General features: G+C 34.5%; 14 protein-coding genes and 1 tRNA gene. 2 read left to right on the top strand and 13 right to left on the bottom strand.

What is annotated here, in order from left to right; translation table 11 throughout:
- Positions 1-83: 83 nt before the first annotated feature.
- Together FQU23_RS04870 and FQU23_RS04865 are read left to right on the top strand one after the other, a co-directional pair.
- Positions 84-1,373, top strand: a complete 1,290-nt coding sequence (locus FQU23_RS04870; protein ID WP_147672827.1) for a glycoside hydrolase 5 family protein — start codon at positions 84-86, stop codon at positions 1,371-1,373.
- Positions 1,374-1,423: 50 nt separating this feature from the next.
- Positions 1,424-2,860 carry an MFS transporter gene (locus FQU23_RS04865; RefSeq protein WP_147672826.1) on the top strand — a complete coding sequence of 479 codons (1,437 nt, stop codon included), beginning with the start codon at positions 1,424-1,426 and terminating at the stop codon, positions 2,858-2,860.
- Between the two features lie 412 nt (positions 2,861-3,272).
- Here the strand turns inward: FQU23_RS04865 and FQU23_RS04860 are convergent, their stop codons facing one another.
- The 13 genes from FQU23_RS04860 to FQU23_RS04800 all read right to left on the bottom strand — a co-directional run bounded on the left by FQU23_RS04860 (position 3,273) and on the right by FQU23_RS04800 (position 18,270).
- Complete coding sequence (locus tag FQU23_RS04860) at positions 3,273-4,415, bottom strand: glycoside hydrolase family 26 protein (RefSeq protein ID WP_147672825.1); 1,143 nt, start codon at positions 4,413-4,415, stop codon at positions 3,273-3,275.
- Positions 4,416-4,821: 406 nt separating this feature from the next.
- Positions 4,822-5,778, bottom strand: coding sequence for an aldo/keto reductase (locus FQU23_RS04855; protein ID WP_147672824.1), 957 nt, complete (start codon positions 5,776-5,778; stop codon positions 4,822-4,824).
- A 40-nt stretch (positions 5,779-5,818) separates the two neighbouring features.
- Positions 5,819-8,113: a beta-glucosidase BglX gene (bglX, locus tag FQU23_RS04850; protein WP_147672823.1), complete on the bottom strand. Its 2,295-nt coding sequence runs from the start codon at positions 8,111-8,113 to the stop codon at positions 5,819-5,821.
- 183 nt (positions 8,114-8,296) lie between these two features.
- The gene (locus FQU23_RS04845; RefSeq protein ID WP_147672822.1) at positions 8,297-9,676 is read right to left on the bottom strand and encodes a sialate O-acetylesterase; all 1,380 of its coding nucleotides are present in this window, start codon (positions 9,674-9,676) and stop codon (positions 8,297-8,299) included.
- A complete protein-coding gene (locus tag FQU23_RS04840) occupies positions 9,666-10,760 on the bottom strand; it encodes an SGNH/GDSL hydrolase family protein (RefSeq protein ID WP_147672821.1) in 1,095 nt (364 codons plus the stop codon). Before FQU23_RS04840 ends, FQU23_RS04845 begins: the two co-directional genes overlap by 11 nt.
- Positions 10,761-11,159: 399 nt before the next feature.
- The gene (locus FQU23_RS04835) at positions 11,160-11,816 is read right to left on the bottom strand and encodes an ATPase (protein ID WP_147672820.1); all 657 of its coding nucleotides are present in this window, start codon (positions 11,814-11,816) and stop codon (positions 11,160-11,162) included.
- The gene (locus tag FQU23_RS04830; RefSeq protein ID WP_147672819.1) at positions 11,800-12,852 is read right to left on the bottom strand and encodes a transcriptional regulator; all 1,053 of its coding nucleotides are present in this window, start codon (positions 12,850-12,852) and stop codon (positions 11,800-11,802) included. The genes FQU23_RS04835 and FQU23_RS04830 overlap by 17 nt, the downstream gene beginning before the upstream one ends.
- 56 nt (positions 12,853-12,908) lie before the next feature.
- The gene (locus tag FQU23_RS04825; RefSeq protein WP_147672818.1) at positions 12,909-13,211 is read right to left on the bottom strand and encodes a helix-turn-helix domain-containing protein; all 303 of its coding nucleotides are present in this window, start codon (positions 13,209-13,211) and stop codon (positions 12,909-12,911) included.
- A 303-nt stretch (positions 13,212-13,514) separates the two neighbouring features.
- Positions 13,515-14,369, bottom strand: a complete 855-nt coding sequence (locus FQU23_RS04820; RefSeq protein WP_147672817.1) for an RteC domain-containing protein — start codon at positions 14,367-14,369, stop codon at positions 13,515-13,517.
- A 103-nt stretch (positions 14,370-14,472) separates the two neighbouring features.
- Complete coding sequence (locus FQU23_RS04815; RefSeq protein ID WP_147672816.1) at positions 14,473-15,717, bottom strand: site-specific integrase; 1,245 nt, start codon at positions 15,715-15,717, stop codon at positions 14,473-14,475.
- Positions 15,718-15,968: 251 nt separating this feature from the next.
- Positions 15,969-16,055 (bottom strand) — tRNA-Ser (locus FQU23_RS04810).
- A gap of 60 nt (positions 16,056-16,115) precedes the next feature.
- Entirely contained in the window at positions 16,116-17,144 is a 1,029-nt protein-coding gene (locus FQU23_RS04805) for an asparaginase (protein WP_147672815.1), read from the bottom strand.
- Positions 17,128-18,270, bottom strand: coding sequence for a 1-acyl-sn-glycerol-3-phosphate acyltransferase (locus tag FQU23_RS04800; protein WP_147672814.1), 1,143 nt, complete (start codon positions 18,268-18,270; stop codon positions 17,128-17,130). Before FQU23_RS04800 ends, FQU23_RS04805 begins: the two co-directional genes overlap by 17 nt.
- Positions 18,271-18,292: the final 22 nt, after the last annotated feature.

Below are 18,292 nucleotides of genomic sequence, written 5' to 3'. Positions count from 1 at the left end.
CCTTTAAGCTATAGTCCTGAAACAGTAAATTACTTTCATTGAATTTCAATGAATAGTAGGACAAAGCTCTTAAATAAAAAATCATGAAAAAAGTACTATTTCTTATTTTTTTACTTCTTTGTTTTTTTACATCAACAAAGAATACCGCACAAAATCAAGCACGAATTACAGTAAAAGGCACTCAGTTTTTCAAAGGTAAAAAACCTTATTCATATGTTGGAACAAACTATTGGTATGGTTCGTTACTTGCTTCAAAATCGGTTGGAGATAGAAAACGTTTAGGTCGTGAATTGGACTTAATGAAAAAAAACAAAATCGATAACTTAAGAATATTAGTTGGGGCCGAAGGAGGGACCTATGATTATACTGTTACCCCTGCTTTACAATACGAGCAGGGAAAATATAATGAAGATTTACTTGACGGACTGGATTATTTAATGGCCGAAATGGGTAAGCGCAAAATGTATGCAGTACTTTACCTAACCAATAACTGGGAATGGTCTGGAGGTATGTCACAATATTTAGAGTGGAATGGTCATGGAGCAATTCCAATTCCAAATATTGCTCCAAACACTTGGCCTGAATTCATGAGTTATACTGAGCAATTTCATAGTTGTGAACCTTGTATGGAATCCTTGGCAAATCATGTAAGATTTATTATTGGAAGAACTAACGCTTATACGAACAAAAAATACACCGAAGACAATACAATTATGGCTTGGCAAGTAGGTAATGAACCACGCACCTTTACAGCTGAAAATGAGAAAAAATTCACAGACTGGCTGAACAATATTGTTAATTTGATTGACAGTTTAGATAAAAACCACTTGATTTCGACTGGCTCTGAAGGAAGAAATAGTTCAAATGACAGTATGGAGACATTCCAAAGAACACATGAGAATCCAAATATTGACTATTTGACCATGCATATTTGGCCAAAAAATTGGGGATGGTTTAATGCGGAAGATCCTGAAAGGACAATAGAATCTACTTTGGAAAAAGCGGAAGCCTATATTGATGAACATGTTGTAGTTGCTAATAACTTAAATAGGCCAATTATTATTGAAGAATTTGGTTTGCCAAGAGCAAGTGAAAGTTTACTAGCAGAGGCTTCAGTTGCCTATCGAGATGTCTTTTACAGCTATATATTTAGCAGAATCGTAAAAAGCAAAAAGAACAATGGCTCTTTACAAGCCGCAAATTTCTGGGGCTTTGGAGGTGAAGGAAAAGCAGTGAACAAAGATGGTAAATGGAGCGCTGGTGATCCTTTAACTACGGACCCACCGCAAGAACCGCAAGGATTGAATTCGGTTTTCTCATCTGATAAATCAACATTGAAAATTGTAAAAAAGTATAATTTTCGACTAAAATAGAAACTTAACGCTTGGTGTGGTTAATTATAAAACACGTAGTCTAAAATATAATGAATTCAGAAACCACAAAAACGAAATGGGGACAATTTATCCCTTTAGCTATTGTATTCTTCTTTTGGGGGTTTGTAGCTGCCAGTAACGACATTTTAATCCCTGTGTTTAAACAAGCCTTTGATTTATCTCAGGGAGAAAGTCAACTTGTGTCTTTGGCTTTTTATATTGCTTATACCGTTGGAGCTTTAATCTACAATGGTGTTTCGGTACTAATCAAAGAAGATATAGTAAACAAGATAGGTTACAAAAACGGTTTGTCCTTGGGATTAACGATTTCGGCTATAGGAACTTTACTGTTTTATCCAGCAGCAAATACAGGTTCGTTTCTATTAATGCTTTCGGGATTGTTTGTTGTTGCCCTTGGTTTTTCATTGCAACAAACTGTGGCCAACCCTTTGGCAATTGCTCTTGGCCCAATCAAAACTGGTTCACAACGCCTTACCATGGCAGGAGGAATCAATAATTTTGGAACCACAATTGGTCCACTGATTGTAAGTTTTGCCATTTTCGGAGCTCATCCAAATAGCACCAGCAACTTAAGTATCGAGAGTGTAAAAATTCCTTATTTAATATTAGGTTTAGCATTCTTTGTTGTGGCTGTTTTATTAAAATTTTCTTCACTTCCTGATCGACCAAAAACAATAATTGAAATAGTAGACGAATCACATCCTACTAGAAAATCAGCTTTGCAATATCCTCAACTGGTTTTAGGTATGATAGCCATATTTGTTTATGTTGGTGTCGAAGTTTCTACCGCTAGTAACTTACCAGCCTACATGGAAACACATCTTGGGTTTCTGACACAGGATGTGGCTCCTTATATTTCGTTGTACTGGGCAAGTTTAATGATTGGTCGTTGGACTGGGGCTGTTGAAGCTTTTACAAATGATATCAGTCTGCAAAAAATTCTGCGTTTTATTGCTCCCTATTTGGCTTTTGGTGTTTTTCTTGCTGTAAATGCAATTGCTAAACACGATTTGATTCCATTTTATATTTATGGATTGATTATTCTAGTTCTTATTGCCGCAGACATAGCCAGCAAAGGAAATCCAGCCAGAATGTTGCTTATCTTTTCGTCTTTAGGAATAACAGCTCTTTTGATAGGAATGTTCACTAACGGTATGGTAAGTGTATATGCTATTACTAGTGTTGGTCTATTCTGTAGTACATTATGGCCTTGTGTATTTACTCTTGCTGTAAGCGGACTAGGTGACAAAACCAGTCAGGGAAGTAGTTTCCTTATCATGATGATTATGGGTGGTGGGGTTGTCAGCTGGTTTCAGGGATTTATTTCTGAAATCATAGGTATCCAAAACAGTTATATTGTAGGTGTGATGTGTTTTGTCTATCTGGCTTTTTATGCATGGAAAGTAAGCGGAATTCTTAGAGGTCAAGGAATTAGTTTTGATGCCAAAATTACTGGAGGACATTAATCCGAAAAATTAAAGGAAATTAGGATTTTTTATTTTGCGTATCTTTAATTTTAAACAATTGATTATATATTATTCTATTGATAGCATGATTCAAAGCAGTGTTTTTGGTACTATTAAAACAGCAGAAAACAAAAAAAAAGGAACTATTATATTTCGCTCTCCAAATGGAAGACTTCAATATTATGATAAGTGTTAGTAAGTTTTTTTTAAGTTAATTATCAAAGATTCAATTAACTATTCATAATAGTCAACTACCTAGTACTACTGCTTTTTTTAACCTCATATTTATTCCTAGATTAAAAATGCCCCCAAATAGCGTCTAACTATATTGGGGCAGTGTATAACTAATGGTTATTACTGTTTTTTTAATTCTACATCACTATTTCGGGAGTAGGCTGTAAATCAGGCGAAATTAGAAAATCCCTAAAAATTTACGTCTGTATATTTTCTTTAAATCTTTTTCAAAAATAGTATAAGGATCATTATAGAATTTCAAGAAATCAGGAGCGCTAACTTGTCCCGGAAATGGTGCATAAAAATGTGTTGGACTTTGAGTATCATTTCTCCAAACTAACACATATGATAATTGCATGTTTTCAGACTTCAACACTTTTAGTAAAGTTTCTGTCCACCACGTTGGATTTGGAATCGTTTCTAATCCAGTTTCTGTTAATGCCGCTAATTTATTATTCTTAATACCGTAATCTGAAACAATTTTAAGTTTCATGATGGCTCTTTCAATGTTATAATCCCCATCTCTTCCAAAGTCACCATAGTTATCCATTCCTACCATATCTACATAGTCATTACCAGGAAAACGCTCTAAGAACTCTTCCTCAGTATTGAATTTGTTATCGGGTGAATATGCATATATGAAATTATGAACCCCCAACGTATCTTTTAAGTAAGAAACGGTGAATTGCCAGACAGCAATAAAATCTTCACGAGAGGTGTATGGTTTTCCCCACCAAAACCATTCCCCATCAAATTCATGATAAGGCCTAAAGATTATAGGAGCCAATTTACCATTTCTCCCTTTTACAGAATTAGCAAAATCAGCTATATTTTTTAGAATTTCTTTATATTCTTCGTGTTTTGAACCTCCAGGTTTGATCAGTGCCATTGAAGCTAAAGATACCCCATCTTTCCAATAAAACCCACCCTCAGAAGCTGGATTTGAAAAATGCCATGCAGCTGTCGTTACTCCACCTCTATTGTAAGTGTCTACCACATTTTTTCTTAAGTCTTCTTTAGTTTTTTCGATATCTGCTTCTGGTCTCCCAGATAACCCGCTAAAATCAACTCCAACCATCGCAGGATAAGATCCAGTTACCGATTTAACATCCGAGCGATTGACATCTCCATTCCAACCATGACCATATTCAGTAGCATGTTGATGTGCAAAAAGAATATTCTTTTTAGAAATTTCCTTTAGGTTTTTGTATAATGCTTTGGTTTCTTTAGTTGCATCTTTGTCGATTTGACCGAAAATAATATTTCCCATCAATGCAAATGTTATTGTACATACAGTTTTATAAATTGCTTTTTTATTCATAATTAAAATATTTATTTGAATTATGAAAATTAAGCTTATAAGACTAAGTTTTATAATACTTTTTTGTCAATAGGTTTGCCGATAATAACACACATTTCTTCATTTAGAATTTACATCTATCGTTTAGGTATCTTCCTCATTCTAGTATGGCAGTCCGCTAATTTAATACTGTCATAAAGTTAATATATACCAAAGTAAAAGGCCATTGATTGGCAAATTCTCGTGTACTTGTTTACTGTATTGAAATGGTTATATTGTGCTGTAGAGGAGCTAGCCAAAAATGGTCATTGCCAATTCAAAATTGGGCATCATTATGTATCAATTTACTTTTAAATATAAAAAGGCTCCGGTTATAAAAACAGAAGCCTTACTTTATTAGTTGCCCACTTTATCGAATAGCGTTTGTTTATTTCAAAATTTGCTCAATTGCATTCAACTCGTCTTGCGTAAAATCAAGATTTTGTAAACTATCAATATTGTTGTTTAACTGTCCTACTGAACTCGCTCCAATTAAAACTGAAGTTATTCGATCGTCTTTGAGCAGCCAAGCCAAGGCCATTTGTGCCAAAGATTGGTTTCTGTTTTTTGCAACTGCATTCAAAGCAATAATTTTTTGAACTTTCTCTTCTGAAACTTCCTCTAATTGTAAATATCCATTCGGATTTGAAGCTCGTGAATTCTCCGGAATTCCATTTAAATATTTATCTGTAAGCAATCCTTGTGCTAACGAAGAAAACGCAATACAGCCTACGCCTTTATCTTCCAAAACGTCTAGCAAACCTTCCTCACAAGTACGTACAAACATCGAATATTTTTCTTGGTGAATCAAACAAGGTGTTCCTAGTTGTTTCAGAATTTCAGTAGCTTGTTTCGTTTGTTCAGCTGGATAATTAGAAATTCCCGCATACAAAGCTTTGCCACTTCGTACCGCATAGTCTAATGCCATCATTGTCTCTTCTAAAGGGGTATCTGGATCATAGCGATGCGAATAAAAGATATCCACATACTCTAAATTCATTCGTTTTAAACTTTGATTCAAACTGGTTAGTAAATATTTACGAGATCCCCATTCACCATAAGGACCTTCCCACATTTTGAATCCTGCCTTTGTCGCAATTACCATTTCATCACGTAAATTTCCTTGGAAATTATTCTTCAGAATTTTACCAAAATTAGTTTCTGCGGAACCTGGTACTGGTCCGTAATTATTAGCTAAATCAAAATGTGTAATTCCTTTATCAAAAGCTTCTTTAACGATACTTTCTCCGTTTTCAAAATTATCTACTGAACCGAAGTTATGCCATAATCCTAGAGAAATTTGCGGCAGTAATAAACCACTTTTCCCACATCTATTGTAATCCATTTATTTTATTTTTAGATAAATCTGTAAAATTTTTTTTTAATTATTTTATTTCAAAACCACTTTCTAATCCTTTGTCTGAGCTTCCTCCAATCATTATTTTGAAAGTGCCTGACTCAACGATGTAATTACCGTCATTATCAAAGAAACCTAATTCTTTATCTGTCAAAGTAAGTGTTACCGTTTTAGTCTCTCCTTTTTTCAAGTCAACTAATTCAAATCCTTTCAATTCTTTTACAGGACGAGCTAAACTAGCAACTTCATCATGTAGGTACAGTTGTACAACTTCTTTACCATCATATTTCCCAGAATTAGTAACGTCTACTGATACACTAACGGCTTCTCCTTTTGCGAAAGCAGATTTGTTTACTTTCAGGTTTTTATATTCAAAAGTTGTGTAGCTTAAGCCAAAGCCAAAAGGAAATTGCGGTGTTTTCTCCACATCAGTATAATGAGACCAAAACACATTTCCCTCGCTATTTGTCGGTCTTCCTGTGCTGAAATTATTATAATAAATAGGCACTTGACCTACGTTTCTTGGGAACGACATAGGTAATTTTCCACTTGGGTTATAATCCCCATATAAAACTTGAGCCACAGCATTTCCAGTTTGTGTTCCCAGATGCCAAGCTTCAACAATAGCAGGAATATGTTCCGCAGCCCAAGGCAAAGCCAATGGTCTTCCGTTGTTTAAAACCAAAACAATATTTGGATTCACTTTGTAAATGGCTTCTAATAATTCTTGTTGTACACCAGGTAAATCAAGATTCGTTCTACTACGTCCCTCACCTGATTGAAAACCGTGCTCTCCTAATACCATAACCACAACATCAGCATCAGCTGCCACTTTTTTAGCTGCATCAAATCCACTTGTATCAGTTGTGTTGAAAACCAATTCATCAATAAAGGCTGCTTTGCCAACAATCAAATCCGCTCCTTTTTCAAAAGTCAATTGGTTGTCTTTGTATTTTTGCATTCCTTCTAAAACAGAGACTGCCGTATTATCATCAGAGGCAATTCTCCAACTTCCCAACGGACTGTTTTTATCATTTGCCAAAGCACCAATCAAAGCAATTTTTTGTCCTGATTTTTTTAGCGGAAGTAAATTTGACTCGTTTTTCAACAACACGATTGATTTTTTGGCCATGTCCAAAACGCCATCATTATTGGCTTTATTTCCAATAGTCGCTTTTTCACGTTTTTCATCACAATATTTATACGGATCATCAAATAAGCCCAACTCAAATTTTACTCTTAAAATTCGGCGAACGGCATCATCAACTAATGATTCTTTTACTTTACCTTCTTGAACTAATTTTGTTAATTCAGCCACATATAAATGAGATTCCATATCCATGTCAGAACCTGCAGTTACCGCTTTTTGTGTTGCCTCAGCACCATCTTTAGCAAAACCATGAGCCATCATTTCACGAATCGAAGCCCAGTCAGAAACCACAAATCCATTAAAATTCCATTTCCCTTTTAGAATATCTCTTTGTAAAAAGGCATTTCCTGTAGCAGGAACACCATTCAAGATATTAAATGAATTCATTAACGTACGCACACCAGCATCAACAGCAGCGTGGAACGGAGGTAAAACAGTGTTATATAACCTTGAATTACTGATATCTACAGTATTGTAATCTCTACCTGCTTCGGCAAAACCATAGGCGGCAAAATGTTTGGCGCAAGCCGCAATTGTATTTATTTTACCTAAATCAGCTTTCGAATCTCCTTGAAAACCGCTAACTCTGGCAATCGCCACTTTACTTCCTAAAAAAGGATCTTCACCAGCACCTTCCATCACGCGACCCCAACGGGCATCATGTGAAACATCTACATTAGGTCCAAAAGTCCAGTTGATTCCTACTGACGACGCTTCTGTTGCAGCCACCTGAGCCGATTTCTTTATCGCTTCCATATCCCAACTTGCTGCTTCAGCCAGTGGAATAGGACTCAAGGTTTTATATCCGTGAATTACGTCAAACCCGATGATTAACGGAATCCCTAAACGCGTTTCTTCAACTGCAATTTTCTGTACTGCTTTTACTTCCTTCACACCACGTACGGATAACATCGAACCTACCCAACCTTTACGCAAATGCTCGTATTTCAACTCGGCATTTCCACCTTGTGGCGCTGGTCCAGTCACTTCCCAAAATCCGTTGTATTGGTTCATTTGTCCCACTTTTTCCTCCAGTGTCATTTGTTTCATCAACAAATTAATACGTTCCTCAGTAGGTTTTGTTTTGTCTAGATGTGGTTTTTTTTGTGCGTTCATATTTCCAATGGTAATCAGGGTAAACACCCCTGTGGCAATTAAATTTTTAGTGTTCATAGTTTTTTTGGTTTGGTTAGAGCGTGTCCCTCTGTAAAAACTTCGGGTTGGGCTTTCGGCTTTATCTCGTAGTTCCGAAGGGTCAGAACTATGAGGATACAGCTCAAATACATTCACTGAACTCCTCTTCAAAATAAGAGTAAAGTGAAGGAATCCCTCACGCAGTATTATTATTAAATGACTTTATTCTGTTATAAATGACGAAGCGGGTAAATTTGCTTTATTGAACAAATCAGATTGCGCTGTGTTTTTCCAAGAGAAACGAACTTTTACAGGATGTTTCACTTTCTTAGATTGCAATAGCACAGTATTCCCCTTGATACGGGCATCTGCTTCATAAAACACATTGTCTGTTCCGGCAATCTCAAATTGTCTTGATCTTTTATCTTTGAAATACAAGCCTTCGGCATAATCAAAAGCAACAATGATTTTATTCTTTTCTGTTTTTATTCCCTTATATAAAGGCCCGTTTACCAAATCAGAATTGGTTTTATAGGTATTGGCCAAAGCCAAATTAGCTAGTCTGATTCCTACCGACTTTTTGTTTTTTGGGTGAATGTCATCAATTGTTGAAATATCAGTTGTCAATATCATTCCAGTATTAGGGATTGCTTGCAACACTTTACGTTGTGCATTTCTAATGACAACTCCTCCAAAATGATCTTCTCCATATTGATAAGGTGCAATCTGAACATAATAAAAAGGAAATTCATAATTCCATAATTTTCTCCAAGAAGTAATCAAAGCCGAAAAGGTTTTATCATAGACAGGAGAGCCTACATTTGATTCGCCTTGGTACCAAAGCACCCCTGCCATTTTGAATCCTACCAAAGGATAAATCATGGCATTAAAAGCGCGTCCTGGTTGGTTGGGACCATAAGATTCTTCTTTTCTAGTTTTGGCACTTTCTAGTAAAACGGCATCGTTTTGAATGATTTCTTCTGGAGTCCAAATCTCTGCTGGAGTTCCACCCCAGCTAGATGAAATCAAACCTATAGGCACATTTTTTAATTCTTCCTGTAACCGTTTGGCAAAGAAATACCCAGTGGCACTAAAATTTTTCATCGTTTCAGGCGTACATTCTTTCCAGTTCCCAGTTACATTATTTTGCGGTGTAGTAGCTGTTAATTTAGGTATAGAAAAAAATCGGATATTCGAATTCGTTGCATTTTTTACAGCTTCTTCTCCATTTTCAATTCCCCAGTTCGCTGACATTTCCATATTCGATTGTCCTGAACAAATCCAGACTTCGCCAATCAAAATATTCTTCAATACAATTTCGTTGTATCCTTTTATGGAAATGGTATAAGGCCCACCTTCTTTTGGAGTTGGAATCTTTATTTCCCATTTAGCCTGATTACTGGTTTTTATTTTATACTCTTGATGATTCCAACTAGGAGTTATAACCACTTCTTCCTGTGGATCAGCCCAACCCCAAATTATTACTTCGGTGTTGCGTTGTAGCACCATATTGTCCGAAAACAGATTCGGAAGTGTTACATTTGCGAAAGCGGTATGAGACAGTATTAGAAATAGAACGAAGACAATATTATTATTTTTCATCTAGTAATTTTTTAAAGAAAGGAGTTAATTGGTCTGCCATGATTTTGTCATCGGCTATATCAGGGTGCGAGCCACAACCATTTGGACTCATCGGTTGAAATTCGAATAAAGCAATAGGCTTATGTTGTGTGTCATTCTCAAACGCCTTAATCACTTTTTTTAGGCAACTTACTAATGTGACATTTCTATCTTGAGAAACCATTGGGCTATTCAATACTACAATTCGGGTATTAGGAGTATGTTTATAAACTGTTTTGATAAAGTTGATGTAATTCGAAACGTATTTATCTTCATTAAAAGGCAATCGCTCTTTTTCACCGTCTCCATCTGAAAGGTCATTTGTTCCCAGGCAAATACTTACTAAATCTGGCTGAAAAGCAAAATCATAGGGTTTAGATTTGTCTGTGTTCAAATACAAATTTTCATAAACATCAGGGATAATAGCTTCGTCTTTATGTTCGTCATTCCAATTACGGTACATCCCAAATCCAGAAACAGCGCTCAATACAAAATCAGCATTCAAAGCACGTGAAGCTACTGGCCCATAAGCTAAATATGCATTGTGTTGATCGTACCAGTCGCCAGCCCCACATGGGATTTCGGTTGTGTCGTTTCCAAAACCACAAGTAATAGAATCGCCTATAAATTCAATCTTCTTTCTTTTTGGAGTAGTACTTTTTATTAATTTTGTGGTAGCACCTACAAACAAAACCGCGCCGTTTGCAGCTTCTGTAGCTTTATAAATACCTAAATGATGCTTTTTGTTTTTGTTAGTTACAGCTATAGGGAAATTTTGAATAGCCCCTTTTTTAATTTGAACTCTTCCTATATATTCTCCATCCAATTCAAGTGTAACATAATTATGGTGTTCATAAGAATCCACACTTTGCAAACTTATTTCACAAGAATTCCCTTCAAAATCAAAAGAAACCGAAGATGCTGAACCAATTAAGAGTGCTTTATTGTCGGAAAGTTGCTCCACCCTTCCCAAAAAATGAAAAGGTTGTCTTATTTCCTTTATTTGAGAAGCACAAGATAAATTAAGATAAAGAAGTAAGAATAAGAGGTTTTTTTTTAAAATCATTTTTATATGGAGTTTAAATAGTAATAATGTAAAATTAAAGTTTTTATAACTTCAGAATTAATACTATAATGTCATTTTATAATCTAAAAAACACTTCGTCAATTCGTTAGAATCAACTAGGTGCTAAATTTAAGTTCTCAAATTAGCGTATCCATTATACAATTGTTAAGTGTATTTGTATGACTCTTTTTTACTGAGCCTCTCCAGCCTATATTGACTTTATTCAAACTCACTACCTAAATTAAGTTTATAGGCATACTATAATTGCAATGGGAACGCTTAACATATTTTGTTGTTTCGGGCATAACGAGCTTTTTCGTTTTCCATTATCAAATGCAATTAAATTGAACATTTATTCACTGTTTTATTTTGTTTTTTTGGAGTTCATGATTGTTTAATTTACCTCTTGTCTATTGCGTCTCTATCAAAAGCTATCAAATTAAACATTTGCCTCAACCTAGAACGCACCCGATTGCCATAAGCTTTTTCTATTTCTGTGGCCGACAGGTTTGTAGTGATGTGAGTTACGGCTTCATTTTCAATAAAATGTTCGTAACGTGTGATTAGAATTTCAGCCATTACGTTACAGTCATTTCCGAAATGTTTGATTTGTTGCTCGGCTCCTAAGTCGTCAAAACAATAGCCTGATAATCGGTTTTGTTGAGGTGTTTTTAGGGTGTATTGGGCTAATGATTCGTAACCTGATTTGGCAAATTCAAAGGAAACATAGCGTGTGGTTGTTATTTTGTAATCGTTTTTAGGATGAAAGAATGGTTTGATTAATTTCATTAAAGACGTTTTGCCGCATCCAATGGGTCCCGTAAGAAGCAATCCTTTGTTGAGATCAATTCCAAGCTTAAATGCGTTTTTATTGTCTTGTATGGCATAAATCAAAAGCTTGTAGATGATTGGAATGTCTTTGGGATCAATTTTGAAATTGGAACTGTAACGTAGTTTTCCTTGCTCTTCGAGAAATTGAAAACATTTTTTTGGGTCATAGACTTTACAATTATTAACTATTTTGAAAGTATCTTGAAAATTAGAGTGGTTCTGCATAGTCTTTAGAATTTGAAACGTTGAGGTTTTTTGGGCTTAGATTGTTGGTTTCTTTTTTTGGATTGAATTTGTCCAGGTTAAGGATCCAATTTCGCGCCGCTGCTTTCCAATCTTTCATCGGCGTTTTTCCTCCCACTAGCCAACCTTTGCTACTGTAGTAATTGAAATATTTTTCAGCTTCTATGGTACTTACTTTTTTTTCTTGAAAAAACTGTTTGACTAATTCAATCGTGGGAGCGATAAATTCTGATTTTATTCCCTCTTTTTTTATTTCTGTTTTTTCTTCTGGAGAATATATAGTTTTAATACTGTTTACTAATGTTTTATTATTATCTATATATACCTGTTCATCAACTTGACTATTTTTTAGTTCGGTTCGTTCAAAATTTGGTATGGTTGCAGGTGGAACAAGTTCATTTATCGGTACGGTTTGTTCAAAAATTGGACTGGCTGAAGTGTTTTGGTCGTTTTTTGGGGTTTGAAGTTCATTATTTGAAGCGGTTAAATCAAAATTTGTACTGGTTTCTGATTTAGGTAGTTCGTTTTTTAATTCGCTTTGCTCAAAATTTAGACTAGTTATATTTTTTGAACTAGTTCGATTTTTAACCTCATCTTTTTTAGGTTTATTTTGGGTAATAGTTGAACTTCTTTCACTTTTACTGGTGTTAGTGAGTTCCGGTAGTTCATTCTTTGTTTCGGTTTGGTTAAAATTTGGACTTGTATTGTTATTTTTACTATCACATATATTAGACAAGTCGGGTAAAATAACCTCTGTTCCTTCATACGGATTAAAAGATGGTTTGTAAATAACATATTTCTTCTCGTGTAATTCTTTCATACATTTATGATAGGTGCCTTTGGATTTTATTTTGGCGGTAGTCATCATTTCTTCTCGAGAAATAATGATCGGATTTTTAAAACGGTTGAGGTTCCACCTTTGAAATAGTGCCAGATACAAACTAATATGTGTTGGGCTAATGGAAGCATCTTGGTTGGATTTGTTGAAAAACCCTGTGAGGTGTTTGATGTAGTTCATGTTCTTAGTTGTTGAGGATCTTAGGGGCTAGGATTCTAAGTTTTTATGATAAGAGTTTATTTATCAAGCATTTTAGAAATATCATCGTATTTGTAATAAATGATACCGCCAATTCGGTTGAATTGAAGCGTTCCGTTAATGCGCAGGTTTTGTAAAGTGCCGGGAGAGATTTTTAGTAGTTTGCGTACCTCTGATGATTTTAACCATTGAGGAATTTGTGTTTTTGTACTAGTCGCTTCTTTGATGGTTTCAAAAAGGAGGTTACTGAAATTCAGTAAATCTTTTTTAGTGATTAGTTGGTGGTTTAGCAATTCTAGATTGTCTACTTCCGGGAAGAGTGTTTTTGCATTTAAATTCATGATTTGTTTTGTTATGATTACAAGAGCAAATTAATTTCAAATGGCTGAATAAAATTCACAAGGTGAACACAAGGTGGGTGTTTTTTTGTATCAAATTGAACTAAACGCTAGTGTTTACGGGCTTAATTTTTTAAAAAATGCTAAAAACACGTTTTTTGAGTTTAAGATTGATTCTTAAATTTTGATGGGTTTTGATTTGTTTTGGTCGAATTATTAAAAATTCACAAGGTGAACACAAGGTGGAATTTTAGTAAAAAGAAGAAAAAATGTGGTATTTGGGGTTTTAAGTCTAAGTTGAGATTCTTAGTAATTTTCTTCTTCTAGCTTTTTTTGATAGGTATCTGCTAAACCTTGAATGAATTTTGAGTTCGAATTTTTTCGTTTTTTGATATCGGTAAAGATTCTGTATAAATTCTCTTTGATGTCAATATTAAATGTTCTTCCAATTTCTTTTGCAATTTCTTTTAAATCTGAATTACCATCATTAATCACTTTTGAATAATGCAAGGCATAGACTAACTCGATAAGTTCTGTTTTATTCCTGGTCCAATGTAGTTTTGATTTAGCCTCTAATGCATTAGGAAGCATTTTATTTTTAACCTTGATTTTGGATTCATTCTTTTTAATTTGATTTTCAATGTATATGATTAAAATATCATGTGCTAGAATCGTAGAAATCTTATTATCATAACAAGTCGAGATTTTTGTATCAAAACCAATATGAGAGTTTTCTGTTTCCAAAATACTTTTCTTGGTTTTTCTAGTGAAATATAAGTGATCACATTCGTTCGAATCAGAACGAAAGTAGTTATAAAATTTAGGGTCTATATTTAGATTCTTAGATAACTTATCCAATTCATCTTCATAAAATCGCAGACTTAGTTTCTTCCCGCTAGGAATGTTTGTAGCTAATCGTAAAATTTCCTTTTGAAATATTAATCTTGAAAAAATACGTGGTTTAATTTCTTTGAAAAATTCAATTTCTTCATTTTCGTTTTCGAAATTGTGTTGTTTTAACCAATCATATAGTTCCTCAATTTTAGTATCAGCCCATAAGATGAATTCTTTAGAATGTTTAATTTTATCCTTTTTTAGATTACTTAATTGGATACTCTTTTCTAAGAATTCATCTCTAAAAGCATATTGAAATGAAATCATTGTTCTTTTGTGTTTAGTTCGTATTGATGGCAAATGTAAAAAATATTACCAATCTAATTCTTACTAAAAAGTCACAAAATAAATTATTATGTAATAATATTCATTAATTTGATTGTTTCTTTTTCTCTTGGATTTTAGTATCAAATTTTGCTCTTAATGCCATCATATCATCACTAATTTTCTTATCGATAATTTTTGCATAATGCTGTGTTGTTTTGATATTGGTGTGTCCTAGCATTTTGCTCACGCTCTCAATCGGAACTCCATTAGTTAAAGTTATGGTTGTTGCAAAAGTGTGACGGGCGATGTGGAAAGTCAAATCCTTTGAGATATTACAAAGTGTAGCTATTTCTTTTAGATAAGCATTCATTCGCTGATTGCTCAGAATTGGTAACAATCTGTTTTTATTTATACACAAGGGATGGTTTTCATATTTTCCTAATATTTCCAGCGCCATAGGTAACAGTGGAATTTTAGAAGTGGTATCAGTTTTTTGACGATTCTTATAGATCCATTTTCCTCCATCGATACCCATCGCAATGTTATCCGGGGTTAATTGCTTAACGTCGATATAAGCCAATCCAGTAAAGCAGCTGAAGATGAAAATATCGCGTACTACTGCCAGACGCTCAATAAGTAACTCTTTATTGATTATTTTTTCAATTTCGCTTTCATCCAGGTATTCCCGAATTACTTCCTTCACTTTGGATTTATAATTCGCAAAAGGGTCTTTGTCTATCCACCCATTGGCCAAACATTGATTGATTATTTTGTGGAAGTTTTTAATGTATTTAACAGCTGTGTTATTAGCACATTTCCGCTCACTACGTAAATAGAATTCATACTCCGTTATGAATGCATGATCTATTTTACTGATGGCTATGTCACTCTGATTGTATTTCCAGAAAAGAAAATCTTTTGTATGCTTTAAAGAGGTCACATAACGTTCATAAGTGCCAGCTGCATATTCAAGTCCAATTAGCTCTTTTATTTTTCGATTATGTTCTTCGAAGATTGGAATGAGTAATCGTTCCCTTTTCTTAATACCAAGTAATTTGTTATTAATTGATTCGGCATTAATTTCTTCTCCTCTATTGTACAGATCTCTCTCGGCATCTATGACTTTTACTTTTAAAATATCCAGATGACTATTAATTGTTCTAGCTTCTGTTGAAACACCTTTCATTTTGGCGCCTTCAACTGACCATTTATTCGGGTCAATATATTTGCCTGTACTCTTTTCAATGCGCTTACCACATACTGTGATTCGTTGAAAAATTGGCACTAACCCTTTTGAATTGACTTTAGCTCTTTTTAAGAAAAAGAGAATTGAAATTTTTGCATCCATTTTTGGTAACCTTTAATGATTATTTAAATTATATTAAATATCAAAGTATAACAAGATGTTCATCTCTTGAACATCCTAATTTTACTGGGGTTTATAAAAAAATAGGAGCACAATTTATTTCATAAAATAGGTACTCCGATTTGTACCCCTAGGCATTAGTACTAAATGAATTGATTTGAAGGATTACGAAACAAAAAACCCCTAAAAACATACGTTTTTAGGGGTTTTGTCTTACTTTAAATACACTTTAGCAGAGAGGATGGGATTCGAACCCACGATGCAGTTACCCACATACTAGCTTTCCAGGCTAGCTCCTTCAACCACTCGGACACCTCTCTATTTCATTAGGGCTGCAAAGAACATGAAAAAAAATGAGTTAGAAAAATAAAATCTAACTATTATATCATTTCGCCTCGCAAAGAAGTTTCAAAAACCGACTTGAAGTCATCCGGGTGAATATTTTGACTCAATAAATACATTAATTTTGTTATTGCCGCTTCAGTAGTGATGTCTTTTCCAGAAATCACACCTATTTCTTTCATTCCTGTACTGGTTTCATATTGTCCCATATTGACGCTTCCGCCAGAGCATTGCGTCACATTGACAATATATAAGCCCTTAGCAATCGCTTTCTTCAGTAAATTTAAAAACCACTCTTCTGTAGGGGCGTTTCCTGCTCCGTAAGTTTCTAAAACTATTCCCTTAAGGCTGGAAATATCTAATATAGCCGACAAAACCGCTTCGCTTATTCCAGGAAACATTTTGATAATAGCTACGTTATTATCTAAATTAGTGTGCACCTGGAGCTTATTATCACTTTTTGGCTGTAAAAACAATTTCGAACTTAAATTTAGATGCACGCCCGACTCTACTAAATCAGGGTAATTAGGCGATGTAAATGCTTTAAAATGCTCTGCGTTTATCTTAGTTGTTCTATTTCCTCTGTATAATTTATATTCGAAATAAAGACAGACTTCAGCAATAACTGGCAAGCCATTTTCTCGCAATGAAGCAATTTGTATAGCGGTAATTAAATTTTCTTTAGCATCAGTACGCAAATCACCAATTGGCAGCTGAGAACCCGTAAAAATGACTGGTTTCGCCAGGTTTTCAAGCATAAAACTCAATGCCGAAGCAGAATAGGACATGGTGTCAGATCCATGAAGAATCACAAATCCATCAAATTCTAAATAATTTGATTCTATAATCGTTGCTATTCTAGCCCATTCACTCGGATTCATATTGGACGAATCAATTGGCTCTTCAAATGAAATCGTTTCGATTTCACAGTCCAATTGTTTCAGCTCGGGAATTTTTTGCAAAAGCTTACTGAAATTAAATGCTTTCAGTGCTCCAGTATCAAAATCCTTACGCATCCCGATAGTTCCCCCAGTATAAATTAAAAGAATTTTAGCTTTTGAGTGCATCCGTATATTTTAGTTTATTAACCACCGGATTAGCATACATGTCCAGTAATCCTTGCAATGCAACAGGATTATCAGCATCAATTCGCATCTCTAATCGTCGTTCAAACAACGATTTTTCATCTGCAGTATAAAACTGAGAATAGGTGTCGGTTTTATTTAAGATATCAAAAGCGATATAATTAGTAGACCACAATTTATAATTCCCTATTATAGAATCATCAATTACTTGAGCAAGTGCTTGAATTTGCTTGTTTGAGTTAGTGAACTCTTCTTTTATAGCATCAATTTTAGTATCAAGAACATCACCAATATGAATGTGAATACCTTTCTTCTGACCCATAACACCACTTAAAAGCGTCATGAAATCTTCGTTCTTTTCCTTGATATACACTTCATTATTGGCCTCAGCCAACAACTGCGGAATTTTTAAAACATCTGTAGGGTCATATTCATAAGAAATGGATACCGGAACAACTTTTATTTTTTTGAAATAATCCATTAGGTTAGCTTCATCGCTTCCCATCCCAACCATTTTTAACACGCCTGGATTTGTAGCGTCTAAACCGTCTTTAGTCCTACCTTCACGTTGTGCAATCCATACAGAGCGACTTTCATGAATTAATAGATGACCAATATATTCAGACAATGTTTTCGAACTTTCTAACATCTCACGAGGGGTCAAACCTCTTTTTACTAAGAAATTACGGTTCAACTTAGCCAAGATATTTAGAAAATCTTTTTGTACTAAGTTATCCCCTATCGCTGAGGCTGTCATTACTAAACCATTTTCAAACAAAGCCACGTTTAGCAATGTTGTGTCTAGCAATATATCTCTATGGTTTGATATAAATAAATAGGATTCTCCTTTCTCTAACTTTTCAAAACCTGAGGTAGTCAAACCGTCAGAGCTTTTTTCAAGCACTTTCAGTAGCGAATGATAGATAAATTTACATTGAAAATCTCGAATAGAATGCGTTTTACTAAGTTGCTCCTTCCATTCTTCATCGCGCATTTCTGGAAATGTAAAGTTCATCAATGCCTTCATCATCGGATGGTGAACCACATTTAGTATAGCCTCGTTTATTTCGGAGTCATAAAATGGCCGAATAGCGTCAAATTTTTGCATTTTGGTTATTTTAAGTGGCAAA

This window comes from Flavobacterium sp. XN-5, from assembly GCF_008033395.2.
Classification (GTDB): domain Bacteria; phylum Bacteroidota; class Bacteroidia; order Flavobacteriales; family Flavobacteriaceae; genus Flavobacterium; species Flavobacterium hiemivividum.
The sequence above is the reverse complement of the archived record's forward strand: the minus strand, read 5'-3'. Positions and strand labels throughout refer to the sequence as shown.